Source organism: Albibacterium profundi (assembly GCF_042159835.1).
Classification (GTDB): domain Bacteria; phylum Bacteroidota; class Bacteroidia; order Sphingobacteriales; family Sphingobacteriaceae; genus Albibacterium; species Albibacterium profundi.
Genome location: NZ_JBBVGT010000001.1, coordinates 59,065 through 72,488, shown reverse-complemented (window position 1 = coordinate 72,488; position 13,424 = coordinate 59,065). Strand labels below are relative to the sequence as shown.

The 13,424-nt window shown below is 34.5% G+C and carries 10 protein-coding genes; all 10 read left to right on the top strand.

Annotation, left to right across the window (positions count from 1 at the left end):
- Positions 1 to 15: 15 nt before the first annotated feature.
- The gene (locus tag WKR92_RS00370; protein ID WP_375555857.1) at positions 16 to 1,134 is read left to right on the top strand and encodes a glycosyltransferase family protein; all 1,119 of its coding nucleotides are present in this window, start codon (positions 16 to 18) and stop codon (positions 1,132 to 1,134) included.
- Entirely contained in the window at positions 1,121 to 2,356 is a 1,236-nt protein-coding gene (locus WKR92_RS00365; protein ID WP_375555856.1) for an O-antigen ligase family protein, read from the top strand. Before WKR92_RS00370 ends, WKR92_RS00365 begins: the two co-directional genes overlap by 14 nt.
- 1 nt (position 2,357) lies before the next feature.
- Positions 2,358 to 3,263, top strand: coding sequence for a glycosyltransferase (locus WKR92_RS00360; protein ID WP_375555855.1), 906 nt, complete (start codon positions 2,358 to 2,360; stop codon positions 3,261 to 3,263).
- 191 nt (positions 3,264 to 3,454) lie between these two features.
- Entirely contained in the window at positions 3,455 to 5,338 is a 1,884-nt protein-coding gene (locus WKR92_RS00355) for a glycoside hydrolase domain-containing protein (RefSeq protein ID WP_375555854.1), read from the top strand.
- Between the two features lie 66 nt (positions 5,339 to 5,404).
- On the top strand, positions 5,405 to 6,367 hold the full coding sequence (locus tag WKR92_RS00350) for a hypothetical protein (protein WP_375555853.1): 963 nt from the start codon (positions 5,405 to 5,407) through the stop codon (positions 6,365 to 6,367).
- Between the two features lie 137 nt (positions 6,368 to 6,504).
- The gene (locus WKR92_RS00345) at positions 6,505 to 8,625 is read left to right on the top strand and encodes a bi-domain-containing oxidoreductase (protein ID WP_375555852.1); all 2,121 of its coding nucleotides are present in this window, start codon (positions 6,505 to 6,507) and stop codon (positions 8,623 to 8,625) included.
- Between the two features lie 19 nt (positions 8,626 to 8,644).
- The gene (wecB, locus tag WKR92_RS00340) at positions 8,645 to 9,736 is read left to right on the top strand and encodes a non-hydrolyzing UDP-N-acetylglucosamine 2-epimerase (RefSeq protein ID WP_375555851.1); all 1,092 of its coding nucleotides are present in this window, start codon (positions 8,645 to 8,647) and stop codon (positions 9,734 to 9,736) included.
- A gap of 3 nt (positions 9,737 to 9,739) precedes the next feature.
- Positions 9,740 to 11,320, top strand: coding sequence for a heparinase II/III domain-containing protein (locus tag WKR92_RS00335; protein ID WP_375555850.1), 1,581 nt, complete (start codon positions 9,740 to 9,742; stop codon positions 11,318 to 11,320).
- A complete protein-coding gene (locus tag WKR92_RS00330; protein ID WP_375555849.1) occupies positions 11,320 to 12,519 on the top strand; it encodes a glycosyltransferase family 4 protein in 1,200 nt (399 codons plus the stop codon). The genes WKR92_RS00335 and WKR92_RS00330 overlap by 1 nt, the downstream gene beginning before the upstream one ends.
- Positions 12,506 to 13,414, top strand: a complete 909-nt coding sequence (locus WKR92_RS00325; protein WP_375555848.1) for an NAD-dependent epimerase/dehydratase family protein — start codon at positions 12,506 to 12,508, stop codon at positions 13,412 to 13,414. The genes WKR92_RS00330 and WKR92_RS00325 overlap by 14 nt, the downstream gene beginning before the upstream one ends.
- The last annotated feature ends 10 nt before the right edge of the window (positions 13,415 to 13,424 follow it).

Genomic DNA, 13,424 nt, shown 5'->3' with positions numbered 1-13,424 from the left:
TATTTAATTTGTAAAATGAGAGTAGCTTATTTAACTCAAGTGGATATGTTCACTGATTCTGGAGTTCGAACTAAACACATAATGCAATATAATATATGGAAAAAATTGGGACATAGTGTCAAGTTCTTTTCTATACCGTTTTCGGTTAATTATAGCACTCCAATTCAAGCCGATTTTGATATTGTTCAGTTCGATATATTACTATCCAAGTCTTTAAAAAGAAATTCGAATATAATCTCATTATTGAGACAAATTGCTAACGTGATAAACATTAAAAAATCTTTAAAACGATATCAACCCGATATAGTATACATGAGAGCTATGACTTGGTTTCCTGGTCTCGATTTTATTCTTAGGGATTTTAAAGTAATTATAGAGGGAAATACACTAGTCCGAGAAGAACTAAAAGCCTCCGGCTCAGTTGTTGGGAAATTTTTGAATAACATCGGTGAAAAGAAAATTGGCCAAAATATTGATGGTGTTATTGGTGTGACTGACGAAATTAGGAAGTATTATCAAAGTCTTAACCCTAATATTAAGTCGATCACTATAACTAATGGTTATGATTTTAATGCGTTGAATAGAAAGAAAAGTACCAAAGCTTCTTCTGTGGAACCACCAAATTTAATATTTGTCGGCTCACCTGGGTTGTTATGGCATGGAGTCGATCATTATTATCAGATGGCTAGACTTTTACCTGATTTTAATTTTCATTTAGTGGGTCCCAAACTTGATGAATCATATCCACAATTAAAGAACTTTTTTGAATATGGATTTCTAAAAAAAGAGGCACTTAATGATTTGTATCTACGAATGGATATTGGTGTCGGAACTTTAGCCCTATATCGGAAAAATATGAATGTTGCATGTTCATTGAAAACCCGAGAATATTTAGCAGCGGGACTTCCTGTGATCATTGCCCATAGGGACGATGATTTGTCAGGAAGGCCATTTGTACTTGAAATCGACAACAATAAAGAGTCGGTGAAGAGGTTCATTTTGGAAATTGAAGAATTTATAAATGATTGGAAAGATAAGGTAGTTTCAAAGGAATTGGTGGCGCCATTGATTGACATTAATACTAAGGAAAAATTAAGATTAGAGTTTTTTAAATCGGTCTATGAAGATCAATAGATATAAAATTGTTAATAATGATCAAAATACTGTAAAACCAGATGTATTTGAGAAACTTATAGTTTTCCTTTGTTCGTTTAGTATTCTAATCAACCATTGGCCGTTACACATAAGTTACATAGTATCAGGAACAGTACTTTTATCAATAATCGTTATTTTAATAGATTTATCTTTAAAAAGGAGACATTTAGTTTCTTTTAGAACAGGGGATATTTTTATCGTATTCATATTCTTGGTAACATTGTTTATTGGCTTAAATCAATCATATGCGCCAAGTTATGGACTGAAGAAGTTTTTCCAAGTACTTTCATGGTGTTTTTATGCCTTCTTTGTCGCTGGTTATATTCGACGATTTTATAAAACTTTTTTAATCTGTAATTTTCTTCTGATGTTTGTGTATTTTATTATACTCACATTAGTTTATGGTAATATATATAATTTTTTTATAGAGTCAACATTAGTAAACGCTCAAAGATTGGGATCCACTTACGGAGAAGGTGAAGAATTATTAAATCCTATTTGGCTTTCCAGATATATTGGATTCTTACTAATATCATCCCTAATTCTAAGCACTCAATATAAGTTGAAATTTATACAGCCAGTAGTTTTCTTTATTGGAGTACTTTACATGTTAGCTTCTGGATCTAAAGGACCTATTGTTGCCTTTCTCTTTGCTGTTTTCTTCTTTTTTCGGATATACAAAATATTTAACTTAAAAATTATTCTTATTCTTAGTACTATATTCATAGTTAGCATTATCTCGTTGATATTCTATTTTGGAATAGATAACAATCAATATCTTATGGAACGGTTTTCGTTTACCGATGGTACCGCAGCACAGCGGTGGAATAGAATACTTGATGTATTTGAATTCGAAGAATCGAATGTGGTTCTTGGTAATGGAACCGGCCATTATGGTTATAAAACAACTGGCCATGATTCTAGAGATTATCCTCACAATATTTTTGTGGAATTATTATACGAAAATGGAATTTTAGGAGTGATGCTGATTTCGATTTTAATTTTTCGGACAATTAGTAAGATTGTCCCTAAAAGGGTACGCAATGACGGTTTGAAAATGAGCGCATGTTTCTTCTTATATTTCTTTCTCAATAGTTTAACCTCCGGGGACTTATTAACTAATCAATTTTTGTTTCTATTTATGTTAATTGTTCTGAGTAGACAAAAATTTGACATTCATAAAACTAAAGCGCGACAATGATATGGAACTGAGTGTAATAATGCCTGTATACAATGCTGAACAATATGTTGAAAAGGCGATAGAAAGTGTACTCCAACAGTCGTTTCCAAATTTCGAATTTATTATTATCAATGATGGGTCAAAGGATAATTCTCTTTCGATTATTAATTCTTTCTCAGATTCAAGGATTATCGTTATTGATCAGGAAAACTTAGGCTTAGCAAAAACGCTGAATATTGGGCTGAAAACTGCAAAAGGCAGATATGTCGCGAGAATGGATGCGGATGATATATGTTATCCAATGCGATTTCAAAAGCAATTAGATTTTCTAAACAAAAACCCTGATGTAAAACTTTTAGGTTCTACAGTGGAACGAATAGATAAAGACGGTAATACAATAACTTACGATATACCCTACACACAACATGATGTTTTGAAAAAAATAATATTCAAATATGGAAACCCATTTAAACATCCGACAATTGTGATGGACAGAGTACTGGCTATTAAGCTAGGGGGATACAATGAACTAATCAATAAATATTTTGAAGACTATTTTTTATGGTCTCAATTTTGTAGACATTCGAAAGTGGCTATTTTACCTGAAGCTTTATTGAGATATCGAATCACGCCAGGGTCGATCATGAGTTCGGCCGCTGATAGTAGATTTATTGACTTCATGTTAAAGATAATAAATAAAGGCTCGTTTGATTATAGTGATCGTGAAGAAATGCTCTCACTAAAAAGAACTCAACAACAGTCTATTACAAAGGAAGGTGCTTTAGATACATATGCTGAAAGAATAGATAAGGAAAAGCGTCATTTATCAAGCCGAATAACTAATTTCTTTGTTCGCTGCTTAAGTGTTAATTTTGCGATATTGTTGTTGTCATTTGCAAAAAATATAGCATCAAAAATTATTAAATAGTAATGAAGATCAAGGTCGTTTTATTAAAACTAATAATTATCATTCTGGTATTATTATCATGCCGGAGTGGTTATAGTCAGTCTAACATTGAGTTTAAAGTTTTACGTATAACGTCTCCAAATTACTTGCATACATTCGAAAAGTCGAATCCTATTACATTGTCGGATGGGATTATCGTAAAAAAAAATCCGATGTGGTTGGATCAAAACAGTTTAGGCTGGGCCAACAAGGAGAAAGTTATAATTGATTTACGTTTTGAAAATCCAAGTAGTGTAGGCCAAATCAATGTACATAGTGCTTTAAATAATCAATCTGATGTTTTTTTGCCAATAAATGTTTTCGCTTACTCTACTAGTGACGATTTTAAAACTTTGTCATATTTGGGAGACATGATAGAGGGTTTTCGAAATAATGAGGATAAATATAGACGTATTACTTTATCATTGAAAGATCTCAACGTAAATGCCACCGGAATCCGTTTAGTTGTGTTTCCTAATGGGCCATTTTTCTTTGCAGATGAAATTATAGTAAAAAATAGTTCCCAGACGAGTCGAGAAAAAGATCACTATCAAACAATGAATGCTAAAGAGGCTGATGACTTTATGGAAGAGAAAAAGAGAAATGCTATCAATCTACTTTTTAGCAATGAATCACAAATAAAAGATAATGCGAAAACTGTAAATAACGAGATTGAATTTTATATTGTGGATGAAATTTGGGGAAGTGACTTGAGTAGTTCGAGGAAAATTGTCAATACTAATGAAGTGACAATGAATTATAGTAATATTCTTTCACATACAAATTTCTATGTATTTAAGATAACTAATACTTTTAATACTGAAAAATCGATATCATATAGTTTCGAAAGTAGTCAACAAGGGAAAATGTTTACAATCGAAAGTGTTAGATCGAGAAATTTTAAAATTGTCCCAGACGCAATTTTTGCTTGGCAGCCTAACGGTCAAATTATATTAAAACCCCATGAGACTAAAACTATTTTACTCGCTATTAAAAATATTACGCCTAGTTCGTCCGAGAGCCACCTAAGGTTTTCGATAGAAGGTACATACCTGAATACAATTAATTTTAATTCCAACGTATTGCCTATAGCCCTCCGAAACAGGTTAAATCTAAATACATGGGCGTATTTTAATTATCCATTTGCAAAGGGTATTGAAAATAAAGTTTATGAGGACTTAATAGATCATGGCAATAATATATTTGTCGTTCCACCTTCAGTTCTTTTTAACAACCGACATAAATTTGACCTTTCTAATCTTAATAATTATGTTTCAGGTCGGAAAGACTTCGATAAGATTCTTTTATATCTAGATTTTAAAAAATTTGTAAAAAAAGATAATATACTGAACGACTTTTGGAAAAAATCATTTTTAGAATGGTACGATAAAGCATACGATTTACTAAGAGATCACGGTTACGATGAAATTTATTTATATCCTTACGACGAGTTAGATGCAAGCCACATCAAGACATTTGAAGAATACATTGAATGGATTAAAAGTGTGCGATCAAATGTTAAGATATTTGCGACAATTAACCAATCGAAGGTATTAGAGTCTCTAAATAGAATTAATAGTATCGATATAATCCAATTGAAAAGAGATTTACTTCCTAAAATATCAAGGAACAATTACGCTATCAACGAACTTTGGATCTATGATACAAAGAAATACGCGAAATCATTATCACCCTATAGTTATTATAGATTAATGGCGTGGGAAGCATTTTTTTATGATGCTAAAGGTATCGGTTTCTGGAACTACGCGGACGTTGGCAATATGCCGGGTAAGCAATCCGCGTGGGATGATTTTGATGGTAATATGCCAGATTTTAATTTTGTATATAAAGCCGGAAAAGATATAATTTCAAGTAGACGATGGGAGGCTACAAGAAAAGGTCTAGAAGATTATGAAATTTTATTATGTTACGAAAAAATGTTCGGTTCATCTGCAACACGAAAATTGTGTGAAAAGGTAATTAGAAATTCAGACAATGTATCTTTAGCTGATAATGTTATTAATGAAGCTATAGAGAAGATAAAAAAGAATCGTTAGCGCTAGCTGAATGAACACCATATGTAGGCAAGGCGGTAAAAATCTATATAAATAACAAGATTGAAAATGTCAAAACAACTGTTAATAATGGGAAAGTTGCCTCCTCCGATCGGCGGTGTAACTATTCATGTTTCAAGATTACTAATAATACTTAGATCACAAGATGTTGATTGTCAGTTTTATAAGTTGACTATTTTGACATTATTAGGTTTGCCGATGACATTAATAGGCTATAAATGTATTCACATTCATAGTTCTAATCCATTTGTTAGGCTATATTCGGCAGTTATTTGTAAAATCACTAATACTAAATCAATAATCACTTTTCATGGGAATATAGGACGTTATGGTCCTGGCTTTAAAAATAGTATTGATAAATTGACAATATGGTTAGCTTCTAAACCAATTGTCCTAAATGCAAATAGTTTTAATGTTGCCAAAAAAATTAATGCAAATAGTGAGTTAATATCTGCTTTCATTCCACCTAAAGTGGAAAGTGAGATTTTGTGCGAAAAAATCTTTCAGAAAATAAAATTGATGAAGCTCAACCATAACTTATTATTCTCCACAAATGCTTACAATATGACTTTCGACAGTAATGGGGCAGAAACTTATGGTATCGTTGAAATAATTGAAATTTTTAGAATGAGACCAGAATACGGTTTAGTTGTTTCTGACCCTTCCTCAGCATATTCTAAATATTTTGCAGCTAAAAAAAATAATATTCCTTCGAATATTCTTATCATCTCCGAAGAGCATTCATTTTACAAAGTTATGGAATTATGTGACGTCACGATACGAAATACAACTACTGACGGAGATTCATTATCTGTCAAAGAATCGTTATACTTAAATAAAACTACTCTTGCGACGGATGTTGTCAAACGTCCTAACGGTTGTGTTACCTACGAGTTAGGTAAATTAGACAACGTTATTAATCGCATAAACGAAAACATCAGAACTATAATACCAGAGGTTGAAAATGGAGCAGATAGATTGATTTCGCTATATAAAGTTTTAACTTGTTGAAGCATGATAATTTAAGATAGTCTATCATTGTAATAAAAGTGGAGCATTACAAATCGCATTGACATTTTACGATTGCCAATAAAAACACTTAAATAACTTATTTTTTCAACCCACATATCAATAAATATATAAGAGAAATGAAGCAAATAATTCAAGACCTAAAAAATGGTAACACCATCCTAGAAGAAGTACCTGTACCGATTGTTAAAACAGGTGAAGTTTTGATACGAACTACTAGAACTCTTGTTTCCCTTGGTACAGAGCGAATGCTGGTTGAATTCGGCAAAGCAAACTTTATTCAAAAGGCTCGTCAACAACCAGACAAGGTTAAGCAGGTTTTGGATAAAGTGAAAACTGATGGATTAAAACCCACGATTGACTCTGTTTTTAATAAATTAGGTCAACCTCTTCCATTGGGTTATTGTAATGTGGGAAAAGTGGTAGCTGTCGGAAAAGGTGTTGAGGAATTCAAAATAGGTGATAGGGTTGCTTCTAATGGACCTCATGCCGAATATGTTTCAATTCCAAAAAATCTCGTCGCGAAAATACCTGAAAATGTATCTGACGAAGAAGCCGCGTTTACGGTTATAGGTTCAATTGGCCTACAAGGGATAAGATTGATAAAGCCAACATTAGGAGAAACGATAGTTGTAGTAGGATTAGGGCTTATTGGGTTGATTACCGCACAATTACTAAAAATGAATGGTTGTAGAGTCATAGGTTTCGATTTCGATCAGTCCAAGGTGGAATTAGCATCTGAATTTGGAATCATTGCTGTTAACCCTGGTAGTGGTACAGATCAAGTAAAGTTTGTTGAATCAGTAACAAACGGAATCGGTGCCGACGGAGTTATAATTACTGCGTCTAATAAAAGTAATGATATCATTTCTCAATCGGCTAAAATGTCGCGAAAACGGGGACGTATTGTTCTCGTCGGAGTAGTAGGACTAGACATAAGTCGCGCAGACTTTTATGAGAAAGAGTTAACTTTTCAGGTTTATTGCTCATATGGTCCGGGCCGATACGATGATGACTACGAGCAAAAAGGTAACGATTATCCGTTGCCATTTGTAAGGTGGACAGAAAAAAGAAACTTTGAAGCGATTTTAAATGCTATCGAACAAAAAACTGTTGATGTTTCGAAATTGATAACCGAGCGTATTCCTCTAAAAGAATATAATAAAATATATGATAACATGAGTGGGTCTCGCTCAATTGCTTCGATTCTAGTTTACGATGAAAAGGACGATGTCCCTGCACGAACTATAAGGATCGGTAGCAATAACTTTGCATCAAGTAGAGGTATTTTGGGGATCATTGGCGCAGGTAACTTTACAAGTTCAACGATGTTACCAGCACTAAAAAAGTTAAATGCTGACGTTAAATATATTGCAAGTTCTGGTGGACTATCAGGAACTACGTTATCAAAGAAATACGGTATCGCTAACTCAACGACAGATTATAAATTAATTCTAGAAGACCCTCAGGTTGACCTCGTAATGATTACAACTCGCCACAATTCGCATGCGAGTTTATCGAAGGAAATATTGGAGTCGGATAAACATGTATTCGTAGAAAAACCATTAGCGCTTAATAAAGAAGAATACGAAACGGTATTAAAAGAATATAATACAAGAAATAAGACGATTACCGTGGGCTTTAATAGAAGGTTTGCACCGTTGGCACAAAAAATGAAAAAGTTACTTGGAAGCAGTAATACTCCAATTAATATTATCGCAACGATGAATGCTGGTTTTATTCCCAAAGACGTCTGGGTGCATGATATGCAAGTCGGCGGGGGTAGAATTATTGGGGAAGCCTGCCATTTTATTGATTTGTGTACCTATCTTTCAGGATCTAAAGTAATTGCAGTTTGTATGAATGCTATGGGGGCTAACCCTGAAGAAGATACGGATAACGCGAGTATTTTATTAAAGTATGAAAACGGTACGAATGCAGTTATTAATTACTTCTCAAATGGGAGTAAAGCATATTCTAAGGAACGTGTAGAAGTATATAGTGAAGAGAGAACACTTATAATGGATAATTGGCGAAAGTTGAAAGGGTATGGATTTAAAGGTTTTACACGAGAATCATCATCACAAGACAAAGGGCATTATGCTCAGTTCGAAAAACTTATATCTCAAATTAAATCCGGAGGAAAAGCGATAATTCCTTTCGATGAAATAGCAAATACTACATTGGCAAGCTTCGCTGCCGTGGAAAGTGTGAAGAACGGATCTTGGATTTCAATTTAATAAATTTAATATAAAAAGAATGTTAGTAACGATCATTGCCGGAGCACGGCCAAACTTTATGAAAATCGCACCGATTATTCATGCTATTCAAAAGTCAAAGGAGTCTGGTAATAATATTGATTTTCGTTTAATCCACACCGGACAACATTACGACAAGAAAATGTCAGGAGATTTTTTTGAACAATTGGAAATACCTGAACCTCATGCAAATCTTGAAGCTGGTGGCGGCTCTCAAGCGGAACAAACTGCTGCTATCATGATTCGATTCGAAAAAGAATTACAAGAGAACCCCACAGATTTGGTATTAGTAGTTGGAGATGTTACTTCGACGATGGCCTGTGCAATTACGGCGCAAAAACAACATGTTAAAGTGGCTCACATTGAAGCGGGAATCCGGTCGGGTGACTGGACCATGCCAGAAGAGATTAATCGTCTTGTAACGGATAGTATAACAAACTATTTCTTTACTACTTCTGATATTGCCAATAAGAACCTGAAAGATTCAGGTGTGGAAGATGAGCGTATCTTCTTTGTTGGTAATACCATGATCGATACCCTATTGAAACAAAGACCACGCTTTCAGAAACCAGCTATTTGGGATGAACTGGGTTTGAAAGAAAAGGAATATTTTGTAATGACCTTGCACCGTCCTGCTAACGTTGATGAAGAAGAAAAGCTAAAGGAGCTGATGGATGAGATTATTGACAACTCAAACGGACTTCCATTGGTGTTCCCTGTTCATCCTCGAACAGCCAAGATTCTTTCAAATCTTGGTGTCTCTCATCCTCGTTTGCATATGGTTGAGCCTTTAGGATACCTAGAATTTAACTATCTTGTAGAACGAGCAAAGGCTGTTGTCACAGATTCGGGTGGTATTACTGAAGAAACGACAGTGATGGGTGTACCTTGTATGACATTACGTGATAACACTGAGCGTCCTGAAACCATGACGTTGGGAACAAATAAATTGTTAGGCACAAACCCTAAAGCAATCAAACCTGCTATGGAAAAGTTATTTGCTGATGATTGGAAAACAGGCAGCGAAATTCCATTATGGGATGGGAAGACAGCAGAAAGAATAGTTGAAGAGTTATTAAAGTTGCAAAATTAAAAAATGCTTGGGAAGCTAAAGCTTTTATATTCAACGATAAAACACCTCAAACCTGTTCAAATCAAGTATCAGGTGTTCTATCGTTTGCAGCGTCCACAAAAGTTAGGGGAATATTCAACAAACTATGACCCTGACCTGATAAGTCCCCTGAAGTTTAATGAAGTTCCCCCTGTTTATTCAGCGCTTCATGATGGTAATAGTTTTACTTTTCTCAATTTATCGAAGGAATTCAATCATGGAATTGATTGGGACTTTCAGGAATATGGGAAATTGTGGAATTATAATCTACAATATTTAAATTATATTTTTCAAACTGGCATTTCTGTCCGTAAGAGTTTATCGCTAATTAATTCATTACATGCATCTCTACAAGATGGAAGTCTTTTATTAGAACCCTATCCAGTTTCATTACGATCAATAAATATCATTAGATTATTTAGTAAATATCAATTAACTGATGCTAAGGTTCTATCAAGTCTTCACGGCGAATTAGATTTCCTGTCGAGGCGAATGGAAAATCATCTATTAGGCAATCATCTGCTTGAAAATGCATTTGCTCTAACCATGGGAGGTGCTTTTTTTTCAAACAATAATTGGTTGAAAAAAGGAAAAGATGTTCTGACCCATCAGCTAAATGAACAGATACTTCCTGATGGTGGTCATTTTGAACTAAGCCCTATGTATCATCAGATAATTCTTTTTCGTCTACTTGAGCTGATCGATTGGTATTCAAAATGGGAGAAAAAAGAGGAATATTTTCAGCATTTCTTAAATCATAAGGCAGCTTTGATGGTTAAATGGCTAAATCAAATGACTTTTAAAAATGGGGATATCCCCCACTTCAATGACAGTGCTGTAGAAATCGCCTATTCAACTGAGTGGTTGTTGAACTATGCTAATAAGCTTGGTATTAGGTCTGATAATCGTCCTTTAAACTCTTCTGGTTACCGAAGTTATGTTACTTCAATTTACGAATGTAAAATCGATTGTGCACAAATAGGCCCAAGTTATCAACCGGGACATGCTCACGCCGATGCGTTATCGTTTATTCTATATTCGGACGGTAAACCTCTGTTGGTAGAAGCTGGAACTTCTACATATGAGGCAAATGCAATTCGACAAACAGAACGTTCAACCAAATCTCATAATACGGTTGTAGTTGATGGCACAGATCAATCGGAAGTATATGGTGGTTTTCGAGTCGGAAGCCGTGCGGAGACAAGAATTATATCCGAAGATGAAAATAGCATTGTAGCCAGTCATGATGGGTATAAGCAAAAGTTTAATGCGATACATACTAGAACTTTTTCTTTTCAAGAAGATCTGATTGAAATAAAGGATGTAATCAGTTCAAGAGTGTCCTCCAAAGCAAATTTTCATCTCCACCCTGATATTGAAATAGAAAAAGTTAACGATAGCAGATATATACTAGGAGATATTGGCACTATTTCATTTAGCAACTTAATTAAATCATCTATAGAATCTTATGATTTTGCAGAGGGCTTTAATAAAACGAGAAAAGGCAAAGTTCTGGTAATAAATTTTGTAAATGAATTGAACACGAAAATCGATTTTAATAGATAATGAAGATAGTTTACTTTTATCAATACTTTTCTACGCCCAAAGGCTCATGGGGTACCCGTGTTTATGAGTTTGCTAAAGAATGGGTCGAACAAGGTCATGAAGTGACTGTAGTCTCGAGTGTTTACAGTAAGTCTGACCTGAAAGCGGAAAAGCTAATTGAAGATCAATATTTTGAAGGAATACATGTAAAGGTTATTAACGTCACAATTGATAATAAGCAGTCATTCATGAAGCGTATATGGTCTTTTCTTCAATACAGCTTTCTTTCGTCCTATTATGCGTTAACATTAAAGGCGGATATTGTAATCGCTTCATCCGGTCCGATAACCATTGGATTACCAGGGCTGATTGCTAGATATATTAGGGGCAGAAAACTTGTCTTTGAAACTAGGGACTTGTGGCCAGAGGGTGCTATCGAACTTGGAATTATCAATAATTCCCTAATGAAGAAAGTAGCATACTGGTTTGAAAAGATATGTTATAAAGCTTCTTCATACATTGTTACCTTGTCTCCGGGAATGACGCAAAATATTAAAAAGAGATTCGGATTTAAGAACGTTGATGATGTTACCAACGCCGCTAACATCGAACTTTTCTCTACACCTGTTCCTTTCGATTCTGAATTTGTTTCTTCTAAGAGTTATGCAATATATACCGGCAATATTGGAATGGTTAATAACTCCTATTGGTTATATGAAACAGCCAAAGTATTAAAGCGGTCAAATAGAGATGATATAAAAATTCTTTTGATTGGCGAAGGCCAACAACGCGAAGAGTTAGAGGCGTTAGCAGTTAAGGAAGGAGTGGACAACTTCATCAGGTTAGGACTTATGCCAAAGAGTGATTTAGTAGGCTATGTACAAAACGCATTTGTATCGTTAGTGCCATTAAAAGGTACTCCTGTATTGGACACTTCTTCGCCGAACAAGTTTTTTGAATCCCTTGCTGCAGGTGTTCCAGTAATTCAAAATACTCAGGGATGGATGAAAGACTTTTTAACCGAGCACGAAATTGGTTTGACCCTAGATCCGAATGATCCAGAGCAATTGGCGAATGCTCTAATTGAAATGAAAGATAATCCTGACAAAACAAATATGATGGGTAAAAAAAGCCTAACCATTGCTAAACAGTATTTTGACAAGGATTATTTAGCGAATAAGATGTTGAAGATATTAGAAAAGGTTCATGGAGAAAAGTAAAATATTATTTACAGGAAGTACGGGGTTCCTTGGCACCATTCTGCGTAGTGCTCTTCAAGAAGAGTATTTAGTAAAAGATTTTCAGGATTACTCAAATGAACTCGTCGACATTTGTAAACCAATCAAAATTGATATCGATTTCCAACCGGATATGGTTATTCATGCTGCTGGTAAAGCTCACTCTGTTCCTAGAACAGATAAAGAGAAGCAATTATTTTATGATGTCAATTACCAAGGAACTGTAAACGTTACAAAGTATATTGATAATTTGCCACATAAGCCATCGAGTTTGATTTTTATCAGCACTGTCGCTGTATATGGTCTTGATAAAGGCGAAAATATAATTGAAGACCATCCATTAAATGGAGATACCCCATATGCTAAAAGTAAGATTATGGCAGAGCAATATCTTGCTGAATGGGCAAATAAAAATGATATCGTTTTGGGTGTTTTACGTTTACCTTTAGTTGCGGGACCAAACCCGCCTGGAAACCTCGGTGCCATGATTAATGGAATTAAAACGGGGAAATATTTAAGTATCGGTAAAGCGGACGCTAAAAAGAGTATCATTTGGGCTGCAGATATAGCAGATATAGTTCCAAAGCTAGCGGAAGTGGGAGGTACTTATAATATAACGGACGGATATAATCCTTCGTTCGGAGAGCTAGAAAAAGAAATATCTAAATCACTTAATAAATCTAATCCAATAACAATTCCGATGTTTTTAGCCAAGATTTTGGGTGGAATAGGAGATTTATTAGGATCTAAAGCACCTGTGAATTCCGATAAGATTGATAAGATAACTTCCACGTTAACGTTTAACGATGACAAGATTAGAAACAGTCTTGGGTGGAATCCCAGCAAAGTTTTAGGTAAAATTAAAGAAATTGTTTAAAATTACGATT

What these genes read in the sequence shown, in the direction of transcription:
- wecB (WP_375555851.1), top strand. Translation starts at nt 8,645, where the DNA reads ATGTTAGTAACGATCATTGCCGGAGCACGGCCAAACTTTATGAAAATC.
- WKR92_RS00335 (WP_375555850.1), top strand. Translation starts at nt 9,740, where the DNA reads ATGCTTGGGAAGCTAAAGCTTTTATATTCAACGATAAAACACCTCAAA.
- WKR92_RS00365 (WP_375555856.1), top strand. Translation starts at nt 1,121, where the DNA reads ATGAAGATCAATAGATATAAAATTGTTAATAATGATCAAAATACTGTA.
- WKR92_RS00370 (WP_375555857.1), top strand. Translation starts at nt 16, where the DNA reads ATGAGAGTAGCTTATTTAACTCAAGTGGATATGTTCACTGATTCTGGA.
- WKR92_RS00325 (WP_375555848.1), top strand. Translation starts at nt 12,506, where the DNA reads ATGGAGAAAAGTAAAATATTATTTACAGGAAGTACGGGGTTCCTTGGC.
- WKR92_RS00330 (WP_375555849.1), top strand. Translation starts at nt 11,320, where the DNA reads ATGAAGATAGTTTACTTTTATCAATACTTTTCTACGCCCAAAGGCTCA.
- WKR92_RS00350 (WP_375555853.1), top strand. Translation starts at nt 5,405, where the DNA reads ATGTCAAAACAACTGTTAATAATGGGAAAGTTGCCTCCTCCGATCGGC.
- WKR92_RS00360 (WP_375555855.1), top strand. Translation starts at nt 2,358, where the DNA reads ATGGAACTGAGTGTAATAATGCCTGTATACAATGCTGAACAATATGTT.
- WKR92_RS00345 (WP_375555852.1), top strand. Translation starts at nt 6,505, where the DNA reads ATGAAGCAAATAATTCAAGACCTAAAAAATGGTAACACCATCCTAGAA.
- WKR92_RS00355 (WP_375555854.1), top strand. Translation starts at nt 3,455, where the DNA reads ATGTGGTTGGATCAAAACAGTTTAGGCTGGGCCAACAAGGAGAAAGTT.